Source organism: Stenotrophomonas sp. MH181796, assembly GCF_009659995.1.
GTDB lineage: Bacteria > Pseudomonadota > Gammaproteobacteria > Xanthomonadales > Xanthomonadaceae > Stenotrophomonas > Stenotrophomonas riyadhensis.
The window spans coordinates 347,164-371,200 of sequence record NZ_RAHU01000008.1 but is presented as its reverse complement, the minus strand read 5'-3'; the positions used below and the strand labels follow the sequence as shown (position 1 = coordinate 371,200).

General features: G+C 67.4%; 22 protein-coding genes. 10 read left to right on the top strand and 12 right to left on the bottom strand.

The window, feature by feature from the left end; translation table 11 throughout:
- Positions 1 to 61 precede the first annotated feature (61 nt).
- Positions 62 to 1,165 (top strand): catalase family peroxidase, encoded by a 1,104-nt coding sequence (locus D5301_RS21005; RefSeq protein ID WP_110710788.1) that lies wholly within the window; start codon positions 62 to 64, stop codon positions 1,163 to 1,165.
- A complete protein-coding gene (locus D5301_RS21000; protein WP_012509795.1) occupies positions 1,162 to 1,698 on the top strand; it encodes a cytochrome b in 537 nt (178 codons plus the stop codon). The genes D5301_RS21005 and D5301_RS21000 overlap by 4 nt, the downstream gene beginning before the upstream one ends.
- A gap of 626 nt (positions 1,699 to 2,324) precedes the next feature.
- Here the strand turns inward: D5301_RS21000 and D5301_RS20995 are convergent.
- Genes D5301_RS20995 through D5301_RS20980 form a run of 4 tightly spaced genes read right to left on the bottom strand, consistent with a single transcriptional unit; the run spans position 2,325 to position 5,820 of the window.
- Positions 2,325 to 2,927 (bottom strand): response regulator transcription factor, encoded by a 603-nt coding sequence (locus D5301_RS20995; RefSeq protein ID WP_014035676.1) that lies wholly within the window; start codon positions 2,925 to 2,927, stop codon positions 2,325 to 2,327.
- A complete protein-coding gene (locus D5301_RS20990; RefSeq protein ID WP_153856759.1) occupies positions 2,924 to 4,138 on the bottom strand; it encodes a sensor histidine kinase in 1,215 nt (404 codons plus the stop codon). The genes D5301_RS20995 and D5301_RS20990 overlap by 4 nt, the downstream gene beginning before the upstream one ends.
- Positions 4,139 to 4,144: 6 nt before the next feature.
- The gene (locus tag D5301_RS20985) at positions 4,145 to 4,927 is read right to left on the bottom strand and encodes an ABC transporter permease (RefSeq protein WP_049399875.1); all 783 of its coding nucleotides are present in this window, start codon (positions 4,925 to 4,927) and stop codon (positions 4,145 to 4,147) included.
- The gene (locus tag D5301_RS20980; RefSeq protein ID WP_153856758.1) at positions 4,924 to 5,820 is read right to left on the bottom strand and encodes an ABC transporter ATP-binding protein; all 897 of its coding nucleotides are present in this window, start codon (positions 5,818 to 5,820) and stop codon (positions 4,924 to 4,926) included. Before D5301_RS20980 ends, D5301_RS20985 begins: the two co-directional genes overlap by 4 nt.
- Before the next feature lie 202 nt (positions 5,821 to 6,022).
- On the opposite strand from D5301_RS20980, the gene D5301_RS20975 reads away from it, so the two are divergent.
- From D5301_RS20975 to D5301_RS20955, 5 genes are all read left to right on the top strand, one after another.
- Positions 6,023 to 7,276: an efflux RND transporter periplasmic adaptor subunit gene (locus D5301_RS20975; RefSeq protein ID WP_110710784.1), complete on the top strand. Its 1,254-nt coding sequence runs from the start codon at positions 6,023 to 6,025 to the stop codon at positions 7,274 to 7,276.
- A 102-nt stretch (positions 7,277 to 7,378) separates the two neighbouring features.
- The gene (locus tag D5301_RS20970; protein ID WP_049399872.1) at positions 7,379 to 8,068 is read left to right on the top strand and encodes an ABC transporter ATP-binding protein; all 690 of its coding nucleotides are present in this window, start codon (positions 7,379 to 7,381) and stop codon (positions 8,066 to 8,068) included.
- 14 nt (positions 8,069 to 8,082) lie between these two features.
- Positions 8,083 to 9,240, top strand: coding sequence for an ABC transporter permease (locus D5301_RS20965; protein WP_032128170.1), 1,158 nt, complete (start codon positions 8,083 to 8,085; stop codon positions 9,238 to 9,240).
- A 13-nt stretch (positions 9,241 to 9,253) separates the two neighbouring features.
- Complete coding sequence (locus D5301_RS20960) at positions 9,254 to 10,576, top strand: ABC transporter permease (RefSeq protein ID WP_153856757.1); 1,323 nt, start codon at positions 9,254 to 9,256, stop codon at positions 10,574 to 10,576.
- Positions 10,577 to 11,002: 426 nt separating this feature from the next.
- Entirely contained in the window at positions 11,003 to 13,828 is a 2,826-nt protein-coding gene (locus D5301_RS20955) for a TonB-dependent receptor (protein WP_153856756.1), read from the top strand.
- Positions 13,829 to 13,946: 118 nt separating this feature from the next.
- On the opposite strand, the gene rarD is transcribed toward D5301_RS20955, so the two are convergent.
- Both rarD and yedA read right to left on the bottom strand, forming a co-directional pair.
- On the bottom strand, positions 13,947 to 14,843 hold the full coding sequence (gene rarD, locus D5301_RS20950) for an EamA family transporter RarD (protein WP_032128173.1): 897 nt from the start codon (positions 14,841 to 14,843) through the stop codon (positions 13,947 to 13,949).
- Entirely contained in the window at positions 14,840 to 15,745 is a 906-nt protein-coding gene (yedA, locus tag D5301_RS20945; protein WP_049462312.1) for a drug/metabolite exporter YedA, read from the bottom strand. The genes rarD and yedA overlap by 4 nt, the downstream gene beginning before the upstream one ends.
- Before the next feature lie 223 nt (positions 15,746 to 15,968).
- Here yedA and D5301_RS20940 point away from each other — a divergent pair, with 223 nt between their 5' ends.
- Together D5301_RS20940 and D5301_RS20935 are read left to right on the top strand one after the other, a co-directional pair.
- A complete protein-coding gene (locus D5301_RS20940; RefSeq protein WP_010486964.1) occupies positions 15,969 to 17,303 on the top strand; it encodes an MFS transporter in 1,335 nt (444 codons plus the stop codon).
- Positions 17,304 to 17,370: 67 nt separating this feature from the next.
- Positions 17,371 to 17,667: a hypothetical protein gene (locus D5301_RS20935; protein ID WP_110714243.1), complete on the top strand. Its 297-nt coding sequence runs from the start codon at positions 17,371 to 17,373 to the stop codon at positions 17,665 to 17,667.
- A gap of 126 nt (positions 17,668 to 17,793) precedes the next feature.
- Here D5301_RS20935 and D5301_RS20930 read toward each other — a convergent pair whose 3' ends face one another.
- The 4 genes from D5301_RS20930 to D5301_RS20915 all read right to left on the bottom strand — a co-directional run bounded on the left by D5301_RS20930 (position 17,794) and on the right by D5301_RS20915 (position 22,417).
- Positions 17,794 to 19,446, bottom strand: a complete 1,653-nt coding sequence (locus tag D5301_RS20930; RefSeq protein WP_153856791.1) for a M28 family metallopeptidase — start codon at positions 19,444 to 19,446, stop codon at positions 17,794 to 17,796.
- 149 nt (positions 19,447 to 19,595) lie between these two features.
- Positions 19,596 to 20,528, bottom strand: a complete 933-nt coding sequence (locus D5301_RS20925; protein WP_153856755.1) for an MBL fold metallo-hydrolase — start codon at positions 20,526 to 20,528, stop codon at positions 19,596 to 19,598.
- 156 nt (positions 20,529 to 20,684) lie between these two features.
- Positions 20,685 to 20,987, bottom strand: a complete 303-nt coding sequence (locus D5301_RS20920) for a hypothetical protein (RefSeq protein ID WP_014035662.1) — start codon at positions 20,985 to 20,987, stop codon at positions 20,685 to 20,687.
- Positions 20,988 to 21,124: 137 nt separating this feature from the next.
- Positions 21,125 to 22,417, bottom strand: coding sequence for a tryptophan--tRNA ligase (locus tag D5301_RS20915; protein ID WP_153856754.1), 1,293 nt, complete (start codon positions 22,415 to 22,417; stop codon positions 21,125 to 21,127).
- 108 nt (positions 22,418 to 22,525) lie between these two features.
- Between D5301_RS20915 and D5301_RS20910 the strand changes: the two genes are divergently transcribed.
- Positions 22,526 to 23,320, top strand: coding sequence for a hypothetical protein (locus D5301_RS20910; RefSeq protein ID WP_153856753.1), 795 nt, complete (start codon positions 22,526 to 22,528; stop codon positions 23,318 to 23,320).
- 73 nt (positions 23,321 to 23,393) lie between these two features.
- On the opposite strand, the gene D5301_RS20905 is transcribed toward D5301_RS20910, so the two are convergent.
- Positions 23,394 to 23,615: a CsbD family protein gene (locus D5301_RS20905; protein WP_004137109.1), complete on the bottom strand. Its 222-nt coding sequence runs from the start codon at positions 23,613 to 23,615 to the stop codon at positions 23,394 to 23,396.
- Positions 23,616 to 23,816: 201 nt separating this feature from the next.
- Positions 23,817 to 23,954, bottom strand: a complete 138-nt coding sequence (locus tag D5301_RS20900) for an entericidin A/B family lipoprotein (protein ID WP_008266021.1) — start codon at positions 23,952 to 23,954, stop codon at positions 23,817 to 23,819.
- Positions 23,955 to 24,037 lie beyond the last annotated feature (83 nt).

The window sequence follows — 24,037 nt, the reverse complement described above, 5'->3', positions numbered from 1 at the left end:
GGGTTCTGCGAGGATGTGTGGGTCGACCACCCACACGCTCCGTGAAGGCAGGACTCCGACCATGTCGCTCTTCCGCTACACCCGCGCTGGCCAGACGCCGGGCGCACCGCGCAGGCATTCGCCGCTGCCCTGGATCGCACTGATCGCACTCATTCTGGGTGCGGTGGCGCTGGCCTTCGCCTGGCTGGCCGGCTGGATTGGCGACCGCCTGACCGCGCAGCGCTTCACCGACACCATCGAAGCTACCGGCCCCGCCCATCCCGGGTTCCGTCGTGCGCACAGCAAGGGCATCTGCGTAAGCGGTTGGTTCGAACCCAGTGCGCAGGCCCCTACCCTGTCCAGCGCCCGCGTGTTCTCGCAGTCACGCGTACCGGTGATGGGCCGCCTGTCGATCGGCGGCGGCGATCCCTACGGCGCCGACAACACCGCACGCGTACGCAGCCTCGCGGTGCAGATGGTCAGCGATGATGGCCAGGAATGGCGCATGGCGATGAACAGCTTCCCGTTCTTCGCCGTGCCCAACGCCGAGGCGTTCTACGAGCAGACGCGCGCCGCCATCCCCGACCCGGCCACCGGCAAGCCCGACCCGCAGAAGATGGCCGCCGTACTGGCCAGGTACCCCAGTGCGCAGGCTTTCCAGCAGTGGGCCAAGACGGCGCCGTGGACCAGCAGCTGGGCCGACACCACTTTCAACAGCGTCAACAGCTTCTGGTTCACCAACGCGCAGGGCCAGAAGCGCGCGGTGCGCTGGCGCTGGCAACCGCAGGCGCCGGTGGTCGAGATGGATGCGGAAACCCGCAAGCAGGCCAGCGTCGATTTCCTCAGCCAGGAACTGCAGCAGCGCCTGGCCAGCGGCCCGGTGCGCTGGAACCTGGTCGTGACCACCGCCGAGCCTGGCGATGCCATCGATGATCCGTCGGTACCGTGGCCCGAATCGCGTGATCAGGTGGTGGCCGGCGTACTCAGCCTGGACCGCATGCAGTCGCAGGAACAAGGCGCGTGCGGCCAGATCAACTTCGATCCGCTGATCCTGCCCAGTGGCGTGCGTGGCAGTGACGATCCGATCCTGGCGGCCCGCTCGGCGGTGTATTCGCAATCCTTCAACCGCCGCGAACGCGAGCGCGCCACCGGCAACGTCGAGCAACCGAAGGAGGCCGCACGATGAGCACCGGCAACGGCCACTTCAACCTGCTGGCGCGGGTGCTGCACTGGTCCATGGCACTGATGATCATCGCCATGCTGTTCATCGGCGTGACCATGGTCGCCTCGCTGCACCTGCGGCCGATGCTGATCGATCTGCATCGCCCGTTGGGCATCGCGATCGGCGTACTGGTGCTGCTGCGCCTGTACAACCGGCTGCGCCATCGCCCGCCACCGCTGCCGGCGGATCTTCCGGTGTGGCAGGTGATGGCGGCCAAGGCCTCGCACTGGATGCTGTACGCGCTGATGCTGGCGATGCCGCTGATCGGCTGGGCGATGCTGTCGGCCGGCGGTTACCCGATCGTGCTGTGGGGCGGCCTGCACCTGCCGCCGATCGTGCCGCACACCCCGGCGCTGTATGCCGCGTTGCGCAATGCGCACAGCCTGCTGGCATATGTGTTGTTCGCCACGGTGCTGATGCATGTGGGTGCGGCGCTGTTCCACCTGTGGGTGCGGCGGGATGGCGTGTTCCAGGCGATGGCGCGCGGGAAGGATTGATCGGGTTCGCCGGGCGTTCCCGGCGGATTGTTTCCGCGACCGCGGGGGGTGTCACTTTTCTTTTCGCGCGAAAAGAAAAGTAACCAAAAGAAACGCGCCGCCAGAGCGCGAGCCGGTGCTGCGCACCGGTGCCCTGTGCTTCTCGGTGAATCAGGGGACGGCGCCGAACTCGCTGCGCTCAAACACCGGCGCCTCTTCGCCCCTGATTCCCCTGCGATGCTCGGCTCGCTCAAGGCGGACCCAAGGTCAAATGCCACAGCTGCACCCAGTAGATCCACGCCATGCGTGGATGCTCTAGCTGTTGATCTTGCCCTTCAAGTCCGCCTTGAGCGAGCCGAGCACCGCAGGTCCGGCGAGGGCGAAGAGGTGCGGGTGTCTGAGCGCAGCGAGTTCCCGCGCCGTCCCTCGACGGACCGAGGAGCGCAGGGCACCGGCGTGCGCAGCACGCCGGCTCGCGGCCGGCGGAGCGTTTCTTTGGTTACTTTCTTGATGGCGCACATCCATGTGCGCCACCCTGCGGGCCGGCTACGCCGTTCCACGCTGCTCCTGCAGCGTGGTGCACGAGCAAAGAAAGTGACACCCCCCGCGGTCGCGGAAATGACATCACCGGGAAAGGCAGGCCGCCCCTACAACCACCCCTTCTGCCGCGCCAGCCGGTACGCCTCGATCCGATTGGCCACGCCCAGCTTGCCGATGCACTCGGACAGGTAGTTGCGCACCGTACCGTGCGACAACCCCAGCTGCTCGGCGATCTCGCTGGCGGTGCGGCCCTCGCCCGCCAGCCGCAGCACGCGGCGTTCGCGGTCGGTCAGCGGGTCGGCCTGCGACCACGCATCCAGTGCCAGCTGCGGGTCGATCGCGCGGATGCCCTGCTTCACCTTGCGCAGGGCATCGGCCAGGTTCTCGGCCGGTGCGTCCTTCAGCAGGTAGCCCAGCACCCCCGCCTCCAGCGCGCGACGCAGGAAGCCGGCACGGGCGAAGGTGGTCACGATCACCACCTTGATCGGCAGTTCCTGGCGGGCGATGCGCTGCGCCAGTTCCAGTCCGCTCAGGCCCGGCATCTCGATGTCGGTGACCAGGATGTCCGGCTGCAGCTGCTGCAGCATCCGCCACGCGGTTTCGCCATCGGCGGCGCTGCCCAGCACTTCGATGTCCGGCTCCAGGCCGAGCAGCGCCGACAACGCACCGCGCACCATCGCCTGGTCTTCGGCCAGCAGGATGCGGATCATGCGGCACCGTCCTGCGCCAACGACGTAGGCGACAGCGGCGTAGTCGCGGCCATCAACGGCACGCGCACCGTCAGCACGGTGCCCGCCCCGCGCGGCGACTGCAGCGTCAACTGGCCACCCAGTGCTGCGGCCCGCTCACGCATGCCGCAAAGTCCATTGCCCTCGGCCTGCACGCCGCCACGGCCGTCATCGCGTATCTGCATCGCCAACTGTCGTTCCTCAAGCATGAAATCCACCTGTACCCGGGTCGCCTGCGCATGGCGCACGATGTTGGTTGCCGCCTCGCGCAGCACCAGCGCCAGGCCACGTTCCACGTCCACCGGCATCGCAGGTGGCGTCGTGTACTGCAGATGTACCTGCTGGCATTCCAGCAGCAGGCGCGCCGATGCCAGCTCGCCAGCAAGATCGCTGGCGCGGATGCCGGTCACCGCACTGCGCACCTGTGCCAGCGCTTCGCGGGCAATGTCCTCGGCCTCGCCGATCTCCTGCCGCGCGCGTGCATCACCGCGGTCGTGCAGCTTGCGCGCCAGTTCCAGCTTCAGCGTGATCAACGACAGGGTATGGCCCAGCAGGTCGTGCAGGTCGCGGCCGATACGCTCGCGCTCGGCGGTGGTGGCCAGCCGCCGCACCTCGTCCTGGGACAGCTGCAGTGCGACGTCGCGCTGCTGGCTCAGGGCCTCCACGTTCACCACCAGCCCGACGATGAACGAGACCGCCGGCATCCACACCATGGCCTGCCACGGATAACCGAAGTACAGCGCGGTGCCGCAGAACAGAAGGTTCAGCCCGGTGAGCTGCAGCAGGTACTGCCACCAGCCGCCGCGGCTGCTCATGCGGATCATCACGCAGCCGAACACGAAATAGCTCAGTCCCGAGGGATACCACGGCAGCAGTACCAGGGCCATCACGATCATGCCCAGCGCGTAGCGCCATGCATGGTGCCGTGGCGCCAGCATCACCTTGGCGTAGAACAGCAGGAACATCGGATAGCTGACCAGGGTCAGCAACAGCCAGCGCAGGGTGAAGCCGTTCCCCAGCACCGGGGTGAGGAAGATCCATACCGACCACAGCAGGTGGATCGCACCGCTCCAGGGCGATTTGCCACGTCGCAGCAGCTCGGCCACCGCCGAATCCGGTGCGGGGCGCAGCAGGGACGCAAGCCAGCTCGACGACACGGGAGAATCCAGGCGGGGACGATCGCTGCCGATCATGCCAGTTCAGCCGATCCGGCGCAGGCGACGGCGCGCCAGCAGCAGCGCGACCACCGTGACCGCCAGCAGCACCAGCAGGTGGCCGGCCACGCTGCCCACCGACGGCAGCCCGACCACCGGCAGCGCCAGCTGCGCCAGATGCCAGGTCGGCCACAGTGGGGCCATCGTCGAGAACAGCGTGGGCAGCGCCGACAGCGGCAGCCACAGGCCCGACAGCAGGGCCAGCGGCAGGTAGACCAGGTTGACCATCGCCGGTGCCGCGCTGGCACTGACATGGCTGCCGATCAGCAGGCCGATCGCCCCCAGCGGCAGCGCCGCCAGGCCCGCCACCGCCAGCAGCTGCAGCACCTGCAGGGCGTGCAGCTGCACACCACCGAGCACATGCGCCACGCCGATCAGCAGCAACGCCACCAGCAGCGCGAACATCACCGCCATCGCCAGCCGCGCCAGCAGCGGTGCCGCCGCCGGCATCGGCAGCGCGCGCTTGAGGGTCAGCAGGCCGCCTTCTCGGTCCAGCGCCAGCTGCACGCCGAAGCCGAACAGGGCCGGGGCCATCGCACCGAACACGCAGTAGGTGGCCAGCAGGTACAGCGGCGCGTGACCACGTCCGAGCAGCACGCCGAACAGCAGGTAGAACAGCACCGGGAACAGCAGCGAGGGCACCGCGAACGCCGGCGTGCGCCAGGCGCGGCGCAGTTCGGCCATCAGCTCGGCGCGGTACGGGCGCAGTGCCTGGCGCCATGCAGATGGCGGCGCGGGTGTGGTGCCGGTACGGGTCATCGTGTTCATGCGGCCTCCCGGGTCATGTCGAGGAAGGCGTCGGCCAGCGCCGCGCCCTGTACTTCCAGTTCGCGCAGCTGCGCATCGGCGGCCAGCAGGCGCGCCACTACCGGCTCGGCCGGGCTCGCCAGCAGCTGCAGGTGCTCGCCGTCGCGCTGCACGTCCTGCACGCCCGGCCACTGCTGTACGTCTTCAGCAGTCAGCACGCTGCGGCAGCGGATGCGGCGTGGCCGGTCGGCCAGGCGCAGCTCGCTCAAGGGTGCATCGGCCAGCACCCGGCCCTGCTCCAGCACCACCACCTGCTGCGCCAGCGCTTCGGCCTCCTCCAGATAATGGGTGGTCAGCAGCACGCCGCAGCCTTCGGCCACCAGCTGCCGGATTGCCTGCCACATCGCCTGCCGCGCCTGGATATCCAGGCCGGTGGTGGGCTCATCCAGGAACAGCACGCGCGGGCGGCCACAAAGGGCGATGGCGAACTGCACGGCGCGCTGCTGGCCACCGGACAGCTGGCCGTAGCGGCGGCGCGCCAGCGCCTGCAGGCCGGCACGCTGCAGCACCTCCTGCAACGGCATCGGGTCGGGATAGCAGGCGCTGGCCTGCGCCACCAGTTCGTCCACCTGCAGCATCGGCGGCAGGCTGGTGCTCTGCAGCATCACGCCCAGGCCGATACAGCTGGCGCGCTGCTGCGGGTCACCGCCAAGCAGCTCGACCTGGCCGGCGTCGGCGCGGCGCAGGCCCAACAGCACGCTGATCGCGGTACTCTTGCCGGCACCGTTGCGGCCCAGCAATGCGAGCACCTGGCCAGCGCGAACCTGCAGGTCGATGCCCTGCAGGGCGGTATGGTCGCGGTAGCGCACCTGCACCTGCTGCAGGCGGGCCAGCGACGGGGCGATCGGATCCATGGGCGGTACCGGTAGCGGGGACGTTGCCATCCTGTGCCGCCGTGGTCACGTTTCGCAGTTGCCGCCGTCAGTGTCATCGGGTGACAGCTGTCACTGCCGTCATCGCTGTGCCTGCCTTCATGCTGTGCCGCACGCTCCACCGCCGGAACCGCCGCCGTCCGCTCTTCCGGCCACACCCGCCCGAACGCCTGTGATGGAACGAATGAACGCTTCTGCCGAGCTGTTGAAGGAACTCCGCATCGACCGCAAATCGCCGCCGCCCGCCTCCGGTGGCGGTAGCAATGGCGGTGGCCGCCGCTGGCTGTGGATCGCGATCATCGTGGTCGTGCTGCTGGTCGCCGCCGCCGTCACCTTCCTGTTCGGCCGTGCGCCGGCGGTGGAGGTGGAAACCGCACCTGCCGTGGCCATCCAGCAGGGCAGCGCCAGCAGTTCGGTGCTCGATGCCAGCGGCTATGTGGTCGCCCGGCGCATGGCCACGGTCTCGGCCAAGATCACTGGCAAGGTGCGCGAGGTGATGATCGAGGAAGGCATGCGCGTGGAGCAGGGCCAGATCATGGCCACGCTGGACCCGATCGATGCCGACGCGCAGCGCAGCCTGTATGCCTCGCAGCTGCAGGCCGCACGCAGCCAGGTGGCCGGTCTGGAGGCACAGCAGAAGCAGGCCGCCGCCGAAGCCAGCCGCCTGCAGGCGCTGGTCGGCCAGCAGCTGGTGTCGCGCTCGCAGTACGACCAGGCCGTGGCCCAGCGCGACAGCCTGCGTGCCCAGCTGGATACCGCGCAGCGCAACGTCAAGGTTGCCAACGACCAGCTGGCCATCGCCGACCTGGGCGTCGACAACAACATCGTGCGTGCGCCGTTCTCCGGCGTGGTCACCGCCAAGGCCGCGCAACCGGGTGAAATCGTCTCGCCGCTGTCGGCGGGCGGCGGCTTCACCCGTACCGGCATCGGCACCATCGTCGACATGGACTCACTGGAGATCGAAGTCGAGGTGGGCGAAGCCTTCATCGGCCGCGTGCAGCCGAAGATGCCGGTGGAAGCCACGCTCAACGCCTATCCGGAGTGGAAAATTCCCGGCGAGGTGATCGCCATCATCCCCACCGCCGACCGCGGCAAGGCCACGGTGAAGGTGCGCGTGGCACTGAAGGTGAAGGACCCGCGCATCGTGCCGGAGATGGGCGTGCGGGTCAGCTTCCTGGAGCAGGCGCAGCCGCAGGCGGCGGCCAAGCCGCAGGGCGTGCGCGTGCCGGCGGGCGCCGTGGTCCAGCGCGAGGGCGCCTCGGTGGCCTTCGTGCTGGGCGACCAGAACCGCGTGCAGCAGCGCACGGTCGAGGCCGGCCAGGCGATGGGCAAGGATCGCCAGATCCTCAAGGGCGTCAGCGCGGGTGAGTCGGTGGTGGTGAACCCGCCCGACACCCTGCGCGATGGCGCCAAGGTGCAACAGAAACAAGCGCAGTAGCGGCCTGGCGCCCACGGGCGCCGCCGGCAGCACCGCTCGACGCACGCCTGCGGCCCCCGCCGTGGCGCTTCCCCGTTTCCCGCCTTCCGTGGAGAACCACCCATGTCGACCCTGGTTTCACTGCGCAACATCACCAAGACCTACCAGCGTGGCCCCGAGAAAGTGCAGGTGCTGCACGGCATCGACCTGGACATCGCCAGCGGCGACTTCGTCGCACTGATGGGTCCGTCCGGCTCAGGCAAGACCACCCTGCTCAACCTGATCGGCGGCCTGGACAACCCCAGCGGCGGCGAGATCAGCATCGAAGGCGAGCGCATCGACCAGATGAGTGGCGGCCAGCTGTCGACCTGGCGCAGCCACCACGTCGGCTTCGTGTTCCAGTTCTACAACCTGATGCCGATGCTGACCGCGCAGAAGAACGTGGAACTGCCACTGCTGCTGACCCATCTCAATGCGGCGCAGCGCAAGCGCAACGCCGAGATCGCGCTGACCCTGGTCGGCCTGGCCGACCGCCGCAGCCACCGCCCGAATGAACTGTCCGGCGGCCAGCAGCAGCGCGTGGCGATCGCCCGCGCGATCGTCTCCGACCCGACTTTCCTGATCTGCGACGAACCGACCGGCGACCTCGACCGCCAGTCCGCCGAGGAGATCCTCGGCCTGCTGCAGCAGCTCAACCGCGAGCACGGCAAGACCATCATCATGGTCACCCATGACCCGAAGGCCGCCGAGTACGCCACGCACACGGTACACCTGGACAAGGGCGAGCTGGCCGACGCGCCGCTGGCCCACTGACGGAGGCCACGGCGATGAAATATTTCTCGTTGGTGTGGGCGCAGCTGTTCCGCAGCCGCACCCGTACATTGCTGACCCTGCTTTCGGTGGTGGCCGCGTTCCTGCTGTTCGGCATGCTCGATTCGGTACGCGTGGCATTCACCTCCGGCGGCAGCGTGGAAGGCGCCAACCGGCTGGTGGTCGCCTCGCGGCTGTCGATCACCCAGTCGCTGCCGATCCGTCTGGAAGCCCAGGTGCGGCAGGTGGCCGGCGTGCGCGACGTGGCCTACGGCATGTGGTTCGGCGGCATCTACCAGGACCCGAAGAACTTCTTCCCGAACTTCTCGGTGTCACCCAACTACTTCGATGTCTACCGCGAGCTGCAGATCGATCCGGCACAGCTGGAGGACTGGAAACAGACCCGCACCGGTGCCATCGTCGGCGAGACCCTGGCCAAGCAGTTCGGCTGGAAGATCGGCGACACCATCCCGCTGCAGGCAACCATCTTCCCGCGTGGCGGCAGCAACGACTGGCCGCTGGAGCTGAAGGGCATCTACCGCTCCAAGGACCGTGCGCTGGCCGCCAACGAAGAACGCCAGCTGATGATGAACTGGAAGTACTTCGATGAATCCAACGACTACATCAAGAACCAGGTGAGCTGGTACACGGTGACGCTGGACAACCCGGACCAGTCCTCGCGGGTGGCGCAGGCCATCGATGCGATCTCGGCCAACTCCGACCACGAGACCAAGACCCAGACCGAATCGGCGTTCCAGCAGGCCTTCGTCAAGCAGTTCGCGGACATCGGCATGATCGTTACGTCGATCATGGGTGCGGTGTTCTTCACCCTGCTGCTGTTGACCGGCAACACCATGGCGCAGGCGGTGCGCGAACGCGTGCCGGAGCTGGCCACGCTGAAGACGCTCGGCTTCAAGGACAGCACCGTGCTGACCCTGGTGATGGTGGAGTCGGTGCTGCTGATCGGCCTGGGCGGCCTGATCGGCATGGGCCTGGCCGCCCTGATCCTGCCGGCGATCGGGCCGAAGAGCATGGGCATGCTGCCGCCGCACGTGCCGACGCCGACCTGGCTGATGGGGCTGGGCCTGATCGTGGTGATCGGCATCATCGTCGGCCTGTTGCCGGCGCTGCGTGCCAAGCGCCTGAAGATCGTCGACGCACTGGCCGGCCGCTGAGGAGAACGCAGACATGTTCAAGAGCAAACTCAAGAAGTGGCTGGGCAACGGCGTGACGGTGCTGCTGCTGGTGATCGGCCTGGTGCTGTGGATCAGCCTGCCGTGGGTTGGCGTGCTTGCCGTCGCCGTGCTGGTGGCCTTGTGGCTGCTGCTGACCCGTGGCGGGCGGCTGGCACTAGCGGCCACCCGCATCGGCGTGGCCAGCCTGCCGCAGCGCTGGGGTGCGTCCTCGGTGATCGTGGTCGGCATCGCTGGCGTGGTCGGCGTGCTGGTGGCGATGCTGGCGATGGGCGAAGGCTTCCAGGCCACGCTCAACAACACCGGCGATGACACCACTGCCATCGTGCTGCGTGGCGGCTCGCAGGCCGAAACCAACTCGGTCATCACCCGCGAGCAGGTACCCACGCTGTCCACCCTGCCCGGCATCAGCCGCGATGCCGAAGGCCGGCCGTTGCTGTCACCGGAGCTGTCGCAGGTGGTCAACCTGGTGTCGAAGTCCGACGGTACCGACGTCAATGCGCAATTCCGCGGCGTCGGCCCGCAGGCGTGGGCGGTGCATGACAAGGTCAAGATCGTCGAAGGCCGCAAGTTCGCCACCGGCCTGCGCGAGATCGTGGTCGGCCAGGGCGCCAAGGGCCAGTTCCGCGATCTGGACGTTGGCAAGACGCTGACGCTGGGCAACCAGACCTGGACCGTGGTCGGTGTGTTCGCCACCGGCGATGCACACGATTCGGAACTGTGGACCGACGCCGATACGCTGGCCACCACCTACCAGCGCAGTGCGTGGCAGTCGATCAGCGTGCGCACCGATGGCAAGCCCGGCTTCGAGCAGTTCAAGGCCGCCGTCGCTGCCGACCCGCGCCTGAAACTGGACGTGGAAACCACCCGCGTGTACTACAGCAAGCAGGGCGGTGGCCTGACCAAGCTGATCGACATCCTCGGCAAGGTGATCGGCACCATCATGGCGGTGGGTGCGGTGTTCGGTGCGCTCAACACCATGTATGCAGCAGTGGCCACGCGCGCGCGCGAGATCGCCACCATGCGCGCGATCGGCTTCCGCGGCCTGCCGGTGGTGACGGCGGTGATGCTGGAGACGATGCTGCTGGCCCTGCTCGGCGGCCTGCTCGGTTGCGCAGTGGCATGGCTGCTGTTCAATGGCTACAGCGTGTCCACCATCGGCAGCAACTTCAGCGCAGTGGTGTTCAAGTTCCATGTGTCGCCGGAACTGCTGTGGACCGGCCTGAAATGGGCGCTGGGCATCGGCCTGGTCGGCGGCCTGTTCCCGGCGCTGCGCGCGGCACGTTTACCCATCACCACGGCGCTGCGCGAAACCTGAGCATCACGCAGCGACAGACTGCGCATCACGCAGGGGACGGAGCGAACGCTCCGTCCCTTTTTCTTGCGCGTCATCCGCGAATGGCGTGGATCTACTCAGGGCGATGCAGCCGGGCCTGGTGATGAACCAGTACGTCCAGTAGATCCACGCCATGCGTGGATGGATGCCTGCACACACGCACTGCTACAGATTGCGGGAAATCCGCCGCTATCGATGCCTCTGCCCATCGCCAACGCAACGCACGTGACGTTGCGCACATCACATCTGTGGATTGTTGGTTGCGATTCATTTTCGCGCACATCCGCGGCACAGCGATAAACAGTTACGAATGGAAACATTCTAGAATCGCGCCCCCACGTTGGTTTGCAGCACCCCACGCGCCCACAGAACGGGCGCATGTTTTTTCTGAAGCACGAGATTTCACGGATGTCCCTGAAAACCAATCCGCTGCGCAACGCGATCGTCATCGCGCTGGCCGCCAGCTGCACCACCCCCGCCTTCGCACAGAGCACCGGCGACGCCACCACCACCCTCGACCGCATCGAAATCACCGGCTCGCGCATCCGCCAGGCCAGTGTCGAGACCGCACAGCCGGTGATCGCGCTCAACCGCGCCGAGATCGAGAAGAAGGGCTACGTCAACGTCGCCGACATCCTGCAGGACATTCCCGCTGCTGGTTCGCCGAGCATGAGCCGCGCGTCTTCGCTGACATCCTCGCGCGACTTCGGCGGCATGTACGTCAGCCTGCGCAACCTCGGCCCGGAACGCAGCCTGGTGCTGATCGACGGCCGCCGCATGGGCGTCAGCGCCGGCGGCTACTCCGACCTGGCCTCGATTCCGTCGGCCATCGTCGAGCGCGTGGAAGTGCTGACCGACGGTGCATCCGCTCTGTATGGCTCGGACGCGGTCGCCGGCGTGGTCAACATCATCACCCGCAAGAACTTCGATGGTGGCGAAGCCAGCGTCTACTTCGGCCAGTACGGCCAGGGTGACGGCCAGAAGCGTTCCTACAGCGCCACCTTCGGCAAGACCTTCGACCGCGGCTGGTTCACCGTGGGTGCCGAGCGCACCAAGGAAGACGAAGTGCTGGGCAAGGATCGCGAGTTCAGCCGCTATCCCAACGGCCCGCGCCACCCGACCGACAACCTGAACGGCAACACCCCGTGGGGCTACGTCACCGTCGGTGGCAAGAACCTGACCGTGGGCCCGGGCGGCGATCCGAGCCAGAAGGGCAACTTCCACGCGCCGGATCCGGCCGATGGTGCCAACAGCAAGACCAACATGAGCCTGCTGACCGGCCTGGAGCGCACCTCGGTGTTCGCCAACGGCGGCTTCTCGATCACCGACGACCTGCGCATCGTCGCCGACGCGCTGTACAGCAAGCGCGAATCGACCAAGCAGCTAGCCGGCTACCCGTACTCGGTCAGCGCCGCCCAGGCGCGCAACGGCAGCCGTGCCGCCCTGTCCAAGGACAGCACGTTCAACCTGTGGGGCCAGGATGTGCTGTTCGCGCACCGCTCCGAGGAGCTGCCGCGCGGCACCGAGAACAATCTGGAGACCAAGCGCGCCAGCATCGGCCTGGAAGGCAGCTTCGAAACCGGTTCGCGGTACTGGGACTGGAACGTCAGCTACATGTACAACCGCAATGAAGGCGAGCGCATCGGTACCGGCAGCATGTACCAGCCGCACGTCAACCAGGCCGTCGGCCCGTCCTTCATGGATGGCAACGTGGCCCGCTGCGGCGCACCGGGTGCGGTGATCGCCGGCTGCGTGCCGTGGAACCCGGCTGCGCCGATGGGTTATACCGGCCCTGGCTCGCTGAGCAACCAGGACGTACAGGACTACCTGTTCGCCCGCTTCGTCGACAAGATGAAGAGCACCACCAAGGTGGCCAGCGCCAACATCTCCGGTTCGCTGTTCACCCTGCCGGCCGGCGACATCATGGGCGCGATGGGCTTCGAGCACCGCAGCGAAGAAGCCAGCTACACCCCGGACATGCGGGTGCAGAAGGGTGAGATTACCGGCACCACCGGCCAGCCGACCCGTGGCGACTACTCGCTCAACGAGGTCTACCTGGAGCTGCAGGTGCCACTGCTGGCCGATCTGCCGTTCGCGCGCGAACTGTCGCTGGACGTGGCCGGTCGCTACTCGGATTACAACAACTTCGGCTCGACCACCAACAGCAAGTTCGGCCTGAAGTGGAAGCCGATCGACAGCCTGCTGGTACGCGCCACCTACGGCACCGGCTTCCGTGCACCGACCGTGGATGACCTGTACGGCGGTACCGTCAGCACCCGCGATTCGTTCACCGATCCGTGCGATACCTCGTTCGGTACCGCGGCCACCAGCCCGACCGTTGCTGCCCGTTGCCAGGCGCTGAAGGTGCCGGCCAACTTCCGCCAGCTCAACAGCGATGGCACCGTTGCCACCAAGCCGGGCCAGCAGTCGACCGTCGACTTCAACTCGGGTTCCAACGCGGCGCTGAAGCCGGAAACCGCCAAGACCTGGACCGTGGGCCTGGTGTACAGCCCGGACTTCGTGGCCGGCCTGGATGTCAGCCTCGACTGGTGGAAGATCCGCATCAACAACGCCATCGTCTCCGAGACCACCAACAGCATTCTCGAGCAGTGCTATGTGCAGGGTTCGGACGCCGCCTGTGGCCGCTTCACCCGTGGCAGCAACGGCCAGGTCAACAGCCTGGACCGCTCGCTGGTCAATGCCGGTTTCCGCGAAACCGCCGGCTATGACATCAACGTGCGTTACCGCCTGCCGGAAACCACGTTCGGCCAGTTCGCCGTCAACTGGAACACCACCTACACCGACTACCTGAAGCAGCGCAACGACAACGCCGCGACCACGCCGGTGGAGCAGCGCACCAGCTGGGGCGGCGACTTCCGCGTCCGCTCGACCTTCAACCTGGATTGGCAGTACGGCGACCTCGGCATCGGCTGGACCGCGCGCTACTACTCCAGCATGAAGGAGAAGTGCTCGTACATGGACGAGTGCAACCTGCCGGGCTTCAGTTCGTCGTACACCAGTGCATCGCCGACCAACAAGGTGGGCTCCAACACCTTCCACGACCTGCAGGTGCGCTACAGCCTGCCGTGGGATGGCACCGTGTCGCTGGGCGTGAACAACGTGTTCAACCACCAGGGTCCGATCATGTACAGCCAGCCGAACAGCAGCTTCACCTACTACGGTGGCTTCGACATCGGCCGCTTCATGTACATGAAGTACCAGCAGCGCTTCTAAGCCTGCAACCGCGTTCCCGTCACAGCCAACTCTCTCCTGGCTGTGGATGGAAGCAGAGCGGCGCCCCTCGGGGCGCCGCTCTTTTTTGTGCACACGTGTCAGCCGAGCGGACGCGGCGCTAGCGCTTGGCGCGCATCGTGCGGATGTTGTCGCCGACGAACAGCACCAGGCCGGCCCAGATCGCGGCAAAGCCGATCGCCTTTGCGGTGTCGAACGCTTCGTGGAAGAAGAACACACCCAGCAGCAGCTGCAGGCTCGGCGCGATGTACTGCAGGATGCCGACCAGCGACAGCGGAATGCGCTTCACGCCGTAGGCGAAGCCGATCAGCGGCACGGCGGTGACTGCGCCGCCGAAGATCAGCAGCAGGTCGTTGCGCCAGCCCCAGCCATGGAAGAACGCGCCGCCATGGCCGTTCTCGGCCCAGATCGCGAAGGCCAGCGCCGGCAGGAACAGGTACATGCTTTCCACGCCCAGGCCGGCCACCGGGTCGACCGAAACCAGCTTGCGCAACAGGCCATACAGGCCGAACGAACAGGCCAGGCCCAGCGCGATCCACGGCGGTGTGCCGGCGTCGATGGTCAGCCAGGCCACGCCCACCGCCGCCATTGCCACCGCAACCCACTGCAGGCGGCGCAGGCGTTCCTTCAGCACCAGCACGCCCAGCAGCACGTTCACCAGCGGGTTGATGAAGTAGCCCAGGCTGGTCTCGATGACATGGCCGGCGTTGACCGCCCAGATGTACAGGCCCCAGTTGAAGGCGATGGTCAGGCTCGACACCAGCAGGATCGGCAGCGCGCGCGGCTGCGCGGCGATCTTCTGCCACCAACCCAGGCGCGAGCTGATCAGCAGCCAGCCCAGCACCAGCACGGTGCTCCAGATGATGCGGTGGGCGATGATCTGGAACGAAGGCACCTCGTTGAGCAGGTGCCAGTACACCGGCACCAGGCCCCAGATCACGAAGGTGGACGCAGTGACCAGCAGGCCCCGGCGTTGTTCTTTCTCATCCATGCTCATTTCTTTCTCGTCCTTGCCATCGTCAGCACCACCACACCCAGAAGAATCACCACCATCGCCAACAGGTCGCGCCAGCCGAAGCGTTCACCGTTGAGCAGTGCGCCCAGCAGCACCGCGATCACCGGATTGACGTACGCGTAGCTGCCCGCCAGCGCGGGGCGCACGTTCTGCAGCAGCCACACGTAGGCGGTGAACGCGACGATGGAGCCGAACACGCACAGGTAGGCCATCGCCAGCAGGCCACCGGTATCGGGCAGCGTGGTCGGGCGCTCGCCCACCGCCAGGCCGATCAGCACCAGCAGCACGCCACCGCAGAGCATCTGCCCGGCAGCGGTCATGAACGGGCCCGGCAGGTCCAGCCCGCGTGCCCACACCGAACCGAAGGCCCAGCCGATCGGCGCGATCAGCAGCAGCACCAGCCCGGTCGGCGAGGCGGTCAGGCTGCTGCCGGCGTTGAGCCAGACCACGCCCAGGAAACCGATGGCGATGCCCAGCCACTCGCCACGGCTGGCGTGCTGGCCGCGCAGCGCCGAGAACAGCGCCATCCACAGCGGCACCGAGGCCACCGCCGTGGCGGCCAGGCCCGAGGACACCTCACGCTCGGCCAGCACCACCATGCCGTTGCCCAGCACCAGCATGGTCACGCCCATGATGACCAGGTTGCGCCACTGCCGCAGGGTCGGGTTCGGCAGCTTCCAGAACAGGCGCAGCGCAAGGAACATCAGGCCGCCGGCAATGATGAAGCGGCTGCCCGAGACCATCGTCAGCGGCAGTGCGCCGCCGTGCAGGGCCTTGGCGATGCCCAGGTAGGTCGAGCCCCAGACCACGTAGACCAGCAGCAGTGCCAGCGCGACAAGGCCACCCCGGGGGGCAGCCGCAGACGAAGAGGGGGGAGCCGACATGACACACCAGGGAGCCGGGGGAAGGCGGATTCTAGGACGTTTTGAGTATGGTCCGGGACCCCATACGGTGGCACGCTGTCATCCATCCATGCACCCTGCTCTGGTCTGCTACCCCGTGTTGACGGTCGATGCAGTACCAAGAGGGCTGCCCGGCCGCGCCGCCCCAAGGCCGGGCGCCGTTTTCCCTGCGCACGGACGCGCCGCATCGAGGATTCCCACCCAGATGAGCACCACGTCCCAACCTGCTGTACCCGCGAACGACCGCGCCGCCCTGCGGCGGTCGATCTCCAACACCCTCAAAGGCTCCGCCGGCAACCTGGTGGAGTGGTACGACGTCTACGTGTACTCGGTGTTCGCCGTGTACTTCGAATCGCAGTTCTTCTCGCCCGACGACAAGAACTCCACGATGTACGTGTGGGCGATCTTCGCGGCGACCTTCCTGATGCGCCCGATCGGCGCCTGGTTCTTCGGTCGCTTCGCCGACCGCCATGGCCGCCGCCTGGCACTGACCGTGTCGGTCACGCTGATGGCGCTGTGTTCGTTCCTGATCGCCATCACCCCCACCGCCGCCAGCATCGGCATCTGGGCCGCGGTCATCCTGCTGTTCGCGCGCCTGCTGCAGGGCTTCGCCACCGGTGGCGAATACGGTGCCAGCGCCACCTACATGTCCGAGGCCGCCATCCCCGGCCGTCGCGGCTTCCTGTCGTCCTTCCACTACGTCACCCTGGTCGGTGGTCATGTGCTGGCCCAGCTGACGCTACTGCTGATGCTGACCTTCTGGGGCAAGCCGGAAATCTCCGAATGGGGCTGGCGCATCGCCTTCGGCATCGGCGGCATCGCCGCGGTGGTGGTGTTCTGGCTGCGCCGGGGCATGGACGAATCGCTGTCGGAGTCGTCCATCGAGGCCGCGCGCGAGGGCAAGGCGCAGAAGTCCGGCTCGATGTACGAACTGTTCGTGCACCAGTGGCGGCCGCTGCTGCTGTGCTTCCTGATCACCGCTGGCGGCACCGTGGCCTTCTACACCTACTCGGTGAACGGCCCGAAGATGATCCAGAGCGCCTTCGCCGGCAACGACCCGATGACCGGCACCCTGATCAACCTGGGCGTGCTGGCGTTCCTGATGGTGCTGCAGCCGGTCGGTGGCTGGCTGTCGGACATCATCGGCCGCAAGACCCTGCTGGTGTTCTTCGGCGTCGGCGGCGTGCTGTACAGCTGGTACCTGATCACCCAGCTGCCGCACCAGCATGACGCCACCCTGGCCTTCCTGACCCTGGCCATGGCGTTCGTCATCCTCACCGGTTACACCTCCATCAACGCGGTGGTGAAGGCCGAGCTGTTCCCCACCCATGTGCGCGCACTGGGCGTGGGCCTGGGCTACGCACTGGCCAACTCGCTGTTCGGCGGCACCGCCCCGCTGCTGTACCAGGGTGCGCTGAAGACCGGCCACGTCGACTGGTTCGCCATCTACGTGACCGCGACGATCGCGGTATCGTTGGTGGTCTATGTGTTCTTCCTCACCAACAAGGGCCCGAACTGGCTCGACGGCACCCGCAAGTAAGCGCGTTGCCCTGATCGCGGCCACCGGTGCACTGCCGGTGGCCGCTGCGTCTCCCGCCACGCCATTGATGTGGATCGCGGCGACGCTGGCCGCAGCCACGGCATTGGCCTGGCTGCTGCGCCGCCCCAACGCACAGGCCGCGTGGCCGCGCATCGGATTCGGGATTGCCCTGCTGGTGTTCTGCGCCGCGCTGGCGCTGCAGCTGGCGGTGGACCTGGGCAGCGGCCACAGCTCGCTGCAGCTGCGCCTGCATCGCGGCATCAATGCAGGGTCGCCGGTTGGACTGCGCACGATGGTGGCGTGCTATCTGGCAGCGCTCGCCGCCAGTGGCTTGGGCGCGTGGACGCTGCTGCGCCGGCGCTGACGAATACCCGGGCGTGCCGGCCGCTGGCCGGCAACGCCACCTCTTTCGGTAGTGCCGGCCGCTAGCCGGCAACCTCATGAACCTTCGGAAAGAGCAGGGAGTTGCCGGCCAGCGGCCGGCACTACCTCAACGGCGGGCCGCTTCGCTCTTGTCGCGCGCGCCGCGGAACTCCGATTCCTTTTCCCACGTCGGCCAGCGGCGGCTGTTGGCCAGCTCGGCGCCCAGGTCGTAGACCAGCAGGGTGTCGGCGGCGTGGCCGCTCGGGTCCCAGCTCGGGGTCCAGGCATCGCAGGCCTGGTGGTAGCAGTCAGCGAAGTACTTCTCGCGCAGCGCGCGGCCGGCTTCAACGCCGCCGTCCAGCTTGTCCAGCCCCGGGCCGATGGTGATCGCCGGCACGCCCAGGCGGGCGAAGGCGAAGTGGTCGGCACGGTAGAAGAAGCCGGCTTCCAGGTTCGGGTCCGGGCTGTAGCTGCGGCCGCGGGCCTTGGCCACGCGCTCCAGGTCACCCTCCAGCGAGACCCTGCCCTTGCCCCACGAGGCGATGTCACGGGTCGCGCCATCCGGGCTGAACATCTCGATGTTCAGCACTGCAGCGGTCTTGTCCAGCGGCGCCAGCGGGTGCGCGGCGTAGTAGCTGGCACCCAGCAGGCCCTTCTCTTCGGCGGTCAGGGCCACGAAGTACAGCGTGCGCTGCGGCTGCGGGCCGGCGGCGAACACGCGGCCCAGTTCCAGCACGGTGGCCACACCGGTGGCGTTGTCGATCGCACCGCGGCGGATGCGGTCACCCTTGGCGTCCGGCTGGCCGATACCAAAGGCATCCCAGTGCGCGGAGAAGATCACGGCCTCGTCGGCGTGTTCACCACCGGGCAGCTTGGCCACCACGTTGCGGGTCACCACCTGCTCGCGCTTGAGCGCGAAATCAACGCTCAGCTTCGCGTTGTCCAGCGCCACCGGGCGGAAGTCGGCACGCATCGCCTTGCGCTTCTCGGCATCGAAGTCGAGGCCGGCGTCGGCGAAGATCGCCTCGGCCAGTTCGCGCTGCATCCAGCCACGCAGCGGCGTGTGCTGCGCCATCGCCTCGGCCTGGCTGCGCTCGATGTCGAACAGCGGCGAGGTGCCCGAGCTCTTCACCGTGGCCCAGCCATAGGCGGCCGGTGCGGTCTCGTGCACGATCAGCACGCCCTCGGCGCCACGGCGTGCGGCTTCCTCGAACTTGTAGGTCCAGCGGCCGTAGTAGGTCACCGCCTTGCCGTCGAACGCGCCCGGCGCATCGGCTTCGAAATCGGCGTCGTTGATCAGCACGACGGCGATCTTGCCGTGCAGGTCCACGTCCTTGTAGTCGTTCCACTGACGCTCCGGCGCGTCGATGCCGTAGCCGACGAACACCAGCGGCGCATCCTTGATCTGCACGCGCTTGCGCGGCTGCAGGCTCTGCAGGGTCACGTCCACGCCGTTGGCCAGCGCGCGCTTGCCCTGCTTCAGCGACAGGCTGGCCTTGGCCGCGCCGTCCAGCTGCGCGCGCACCAGCGGCACCGGCTGCACCCAGCTGCCGTCCACGCCGCCCGGCTGCAGGCCGTAGCTGCGGAACTGCTCGATCAGGTACTGCACCGTGCGCTCTTCGCCCTCGGTGGCCGGCGCGCGGCCCTCGAATTCATCCGACGCCAGCACGCGCACATGGCGCGACAGTGCCTGCGGATCGATGCCGCCGCCGGGCAGATCGTTGGCCGCATGGGCCAGGCCACCGACGAACAGGCAGGACGACAGCAGCAACACGCGCATCGGATTCACGGCAGTACCACGGCTAGCTTGGAAGTCACCAGAGTGTAACGTGGTCGTGACATCACGGCGCAGCATGGGCCCACGTCATCCACGCATGGCGTGGATCTACCAGTGGCACACCGGATTCCCGCCAATAGGGCGCGCCCAGGTCAGCGCGATACGCGGTCCAGCCAGCACGCCAGGCCCTGCGCGTTGAGTTCGATGTCCATCGCCAGCACTGCAGTCACCGCGGCATCGTCCAGCGCACAGCCATGCAGCTGTGCACGTTCCAGGTACAGCGCCTGCAGCGCGGCCAGCAGGCAGCGGTGGCGGTCCGGTCGCCCGTCGCACTGGCGGCCGATGGCGGCCATCGCATCGATCTGCTCGAACAGGTCTTCGGCCAGCTTTTCAACCTGCTGCACGCGCCCATAGTGGGTCAGGTACATCGCCTGCGGCGCGTAATCGAGCATGCGCCGGATCGAAGCCTTCATCGCCTCCGGGTCGAACTGCACCGGCGAGGAGGTCGGGAAGATGAAAGCGCCCTGCGCACTGTCCAGCTCGCGGTAGGAGATGCCGAACGTATCGCCGGTGAACCAGCTGCGGCTGCGTGCATCCCACACGCAGTAGTGGTGCAGCGCGTGGCCCGGGGTATGCAGCAGCACCAGCTCGCGGCCGGCCAGGTCGATGCGGTGGCCGTCTTCGGCCACCACCACACGGTGCTCCGGAATCGCCTCGATGCGGCCATAGCTGCGCGCGATCTCTTCGGCGCCGTATACCGCCGTGGCGCCAGCGATCAGCCGGGTCGGGTCGATCATGTGCGGCGCGCCGCGCGGGTGCAGCACCGCCTTCGCATTCGGCAACTGCTGCATCAGCAGGCCTGCACCGCCCGCGTGATCCAGATGCACGTGAGTGAGCAGCAGCCAGTCCACTGCCTCCACGCCCAGGCCGGCATCCGCCAGCGCCTGCAGCATCGCCGGTACCGACAGGCCGGTGCCGCAGTCGACGAACGCAGCGCGGCCGTTTTCAACGATCAGGTAAGCCGCGTCGAAATCCGGGCGCTGGAAGCCGGTATCGATGGTGTGGATGCTGGGGTCGGCGGTCATCGGCACGCACCTGGCAGGATCGGGAACAGACCCCCATGGTAGGCGCGCAGGCGGCCCGGGTTCGATGCGGCTTTGGTCGGGTAGTGCCGGCCGCTGGCCGGCAACCTCGGGATAACCAGGAGAATGCATGTGCCGGCCAGCGGCCAGCACTACCGATCAGCCGGAGCGCAATGCGAACCGCGGCCGCAGCAACAGGGCCAGCACCAGCACCGCCAGGAACGCCCCGTAGGCATACAGCACCGCCAGCACCTGCGGCCAGATCGGGCCGGCGCCGGGCTGCACCACACCGATGCGGTAGCCCCACAGCATCGACACGATGCTCAGCGCGAACGCCAATACCAGGGTGGTGCCATCGAACAGGCGCCGCCGCGCGGTACGCGGCTGGCGCGGGAACAGCCAGTACAGGCTGCCCAGCAGCAGGAACCAGGGCAGGAACAGCAGCAGCGACAACCAGGCCATCGCAGACTCCATGTCATCGCGCCGGAGGCGCGTGGACATCATGCCATGGGTCAATGCCGTGGTAGTGCCGGCCGCTGGCCGGCATTTCCGAGAACCTGGGGAACGTGCAGTTGCCGGCCAGCGGCCGGCACTACCCCTTACGCTTCGCGCAGCACGGCCAAGGCAGCCAGCACGACATCGACCTCGGCGTCCAGCTTGAACAGCTCGCTCTGCAGCTGGTCACCCTGCTCGGCCTGCTTGATCACCGCGATCAGCTGGCCCGCATCGCGCGGCGAATCGAAGCCTTCGCTCTGGATCAGCAGCGTGCCGTCACCGGCGGTCAGCTTGAAGTAGAAACGGCCATCCTTTTCGCGGTACTGCTTGAACAGCGGCGGTGCCACGCGGGCCACGCCGGCATCCTCGCTGGCGATGTCGCCCGCAGTGGACAGGTCGCGCAGGCCCACCGCATGGCGCAGCTCGTCCAGCAGCGGTGCCGCCAGCTGCTCGCGCAGCTGCTGGCCGCGGCGCTTGAGCAATGCTTCGATCTTCTCCGGCTCGGCCATCAGCGCGTTGTAGCGCTCGCGCAGCGGCGACAGCTCGCTGTCGATGCGCTCGAACAGCTGCTGCTTGGCATCGCCCCAGCTGATGCCCGCGGCGAACGCCCTGGCGAACTCCGCGGTCTGTTCCGGGGTGGCGAACGCCTGGTACATCTGGAACAGCGCCGAGCCCTCGGTGTCCTTCGGCTCGCCCGGTGCGCGCGAGTCGGTCAGGATCGAGAACACCAGCTTCTTCAGCTCCTCGCGCGGCACGAACAGCGGAATGGTGTTGTGGTAGCTCTTGCTCATCTTGCGGCCGTCGAGGCCCGCCAGCGTCGCCACCTGCTCGTCGATCACCACGTCCGGCAGCGGGAAATACTCCTTGCCGTACACGTGGTTGAAGCGCTGCGCGAAATCGCGCGCCATCTCGATGTGCTGGATCTGGTCACGGCCCACCGGTACCTGGTTGGCCTTGAAGATCAGGATGTCGGCGGCCATCAGCACCGGGTACATGAACAGGCCGGCGCTGACGCCCGCATCTTCGTCCACGCCTTCCTCGCGGTTCTTGTCCACCGCCGCCTTGTAGGCGTGCGCGCGGTTGAGGATGCCCTTGCTGGCGATGGCGGTCAGGAACCACATCAGCTCGGTGGTCTCGCGGATGTCGCTCTGGCGGTAGAACCACACATGTTCCGGGTCCAGGCCGCAGGCCAGCCAGCTGGCCGCGATCTCCAGGGTCGCGCGCTGGGTGCGCTGCGGGTCCTGCGACTTGATCAGGCTGTGCAGGTCGGCCAGGAAGAAGAAGCTCTCGATCCCCGGCGCGCGGCTGGCCGCGATGGCCGGACGGATGGCGCCAACGTAGTTGCCCAGGTGGGGCGTGCCGGAGGGGGTGATGCCGGTAAGGACTCGGGTCGTCATGACTGCGTGGGGTAACCTTCGATGAACGGGGCCAGTTTACCTTGCACGCCACCAACCCCGTCAGGGCCTGCGGTGCGTTCATTCACGCAACCCCGCTGGAGACGCCCGATGAAACGCCTGCTGCCCCTGCTGCTGATCCTGCCCCTGGCCGGTTTCCGCCCGGCCCCGATGCCGCCGCCGGTGTACGAAGGCGGCCCCGTGCGCATGGCCCTGGTCGACCGCGACCGTGGCACCGAACTGCGCAGCTACCCGGCCCAGGGCCAGCGCTGGGTGGCCGGCGAGCGCGGCCATCGCTACGCCGTGCGCCTGTACAACGACAGCCCGCGCCGGGTGCTGGTGGTGCTGTCGGTAGACGGCGTCAACGCCATCTCCGGCGAAGATGCCGATCCTTCGCAGACCGGCTACGTGCTCAACCCCGGCCAGCGCGCCGACATCACCGGCTGGCGCAAGAGCCAGGACGAAGTGGCGCAGTTCGTGTTCAGCAGCCCCAGCGGCAGCTATGCCAGCCGCACCGGCCGCCCGGACAACATCGGCGTGGTCGGCGTGGCCGTGTTCGAGGAGGCGCGCCGCTGGTATCCGCAGCCGATCCTGCGCCGTGGCCTGCCTGCGCCGGCACCGGCCGCCGAAGCGGCCGCTGACGCAAGCGCCAGCCGCATCGAGGGCTACGCCAACAAGTCGCAGGCGCCAGCGCTGGGCACCGGCCATGGTGCACGCGAACAGTCCTCGGTGCGCGATACCGACTTCGAGCGTGCCAGCCGTAGTCCCGCACAGGTGCTGCAGCTGCGCTACGACAGCGCCCGCAACCTGCGCGCGCGCGGCATCCTGGTGGATTCGCCGTCGCGCCTGCCGCGCGAACCGCAGGCCTTCCCCAACCGCTACGTGCCGGATCCGCCGGCACGCTGATCGCCCGCCCAGACAGCACAACGCCCGCTACCTCACGGTGCGGGCGTTGTGCTGCGGGGGAAACGAAAGCGGCTTACTTGTAGTCCGGATAGTCCTTGCTCACGCTGTCCTGGAACTCACGGACTTCCTTCTCGGCGCGGTCCTTGGCCCAGCCATAACGTTCCTGCAGGCGGCCGGCCAGATACTCGGCATTGCCTTCGGCCACATCGAAGTCGTCGTTGGTCAGATCGCCCCACTTGGCCTGGGCCTTGCCCTTCAGCTGCGACCACTTGCCGGAAATGATGTCTTTGTTCATTGCTGGGAGTCCTTGGTTGCAACGGCGTTCTTACCGTGGCTCCAGCTTCGCGCAGCAGCCGTTGGGCAGCGGTCAACCGACCATGAAAACGCTGCTCACCTGCTTGAATGGTTCACTCCGCTTCGACAGCACGCAGCGAAAAGCACGCACAAAAAAGGCCGGGGAAACCCCGGCCTTTTCTCTTTCCGTTCCGTGCAGGGCTCAACGGCCCTTGGCGGTGTCCTCAACCTTCTCACCCGCCTTCTGCACGTCCTTGCCGGCACCGGCAATGGTGTTGCAACCGGCCAGCAGGGCCACCGAGAACATCGACAACAGCATCAGGGCAACTACGCGCTTCATGGGCTTCTCCTTGGGTTTGCCGCTACACCGCTTCATTCGCGGATGGGATTCTTTCGCTCGGCGGGAGAAGGCCAACGCCCACC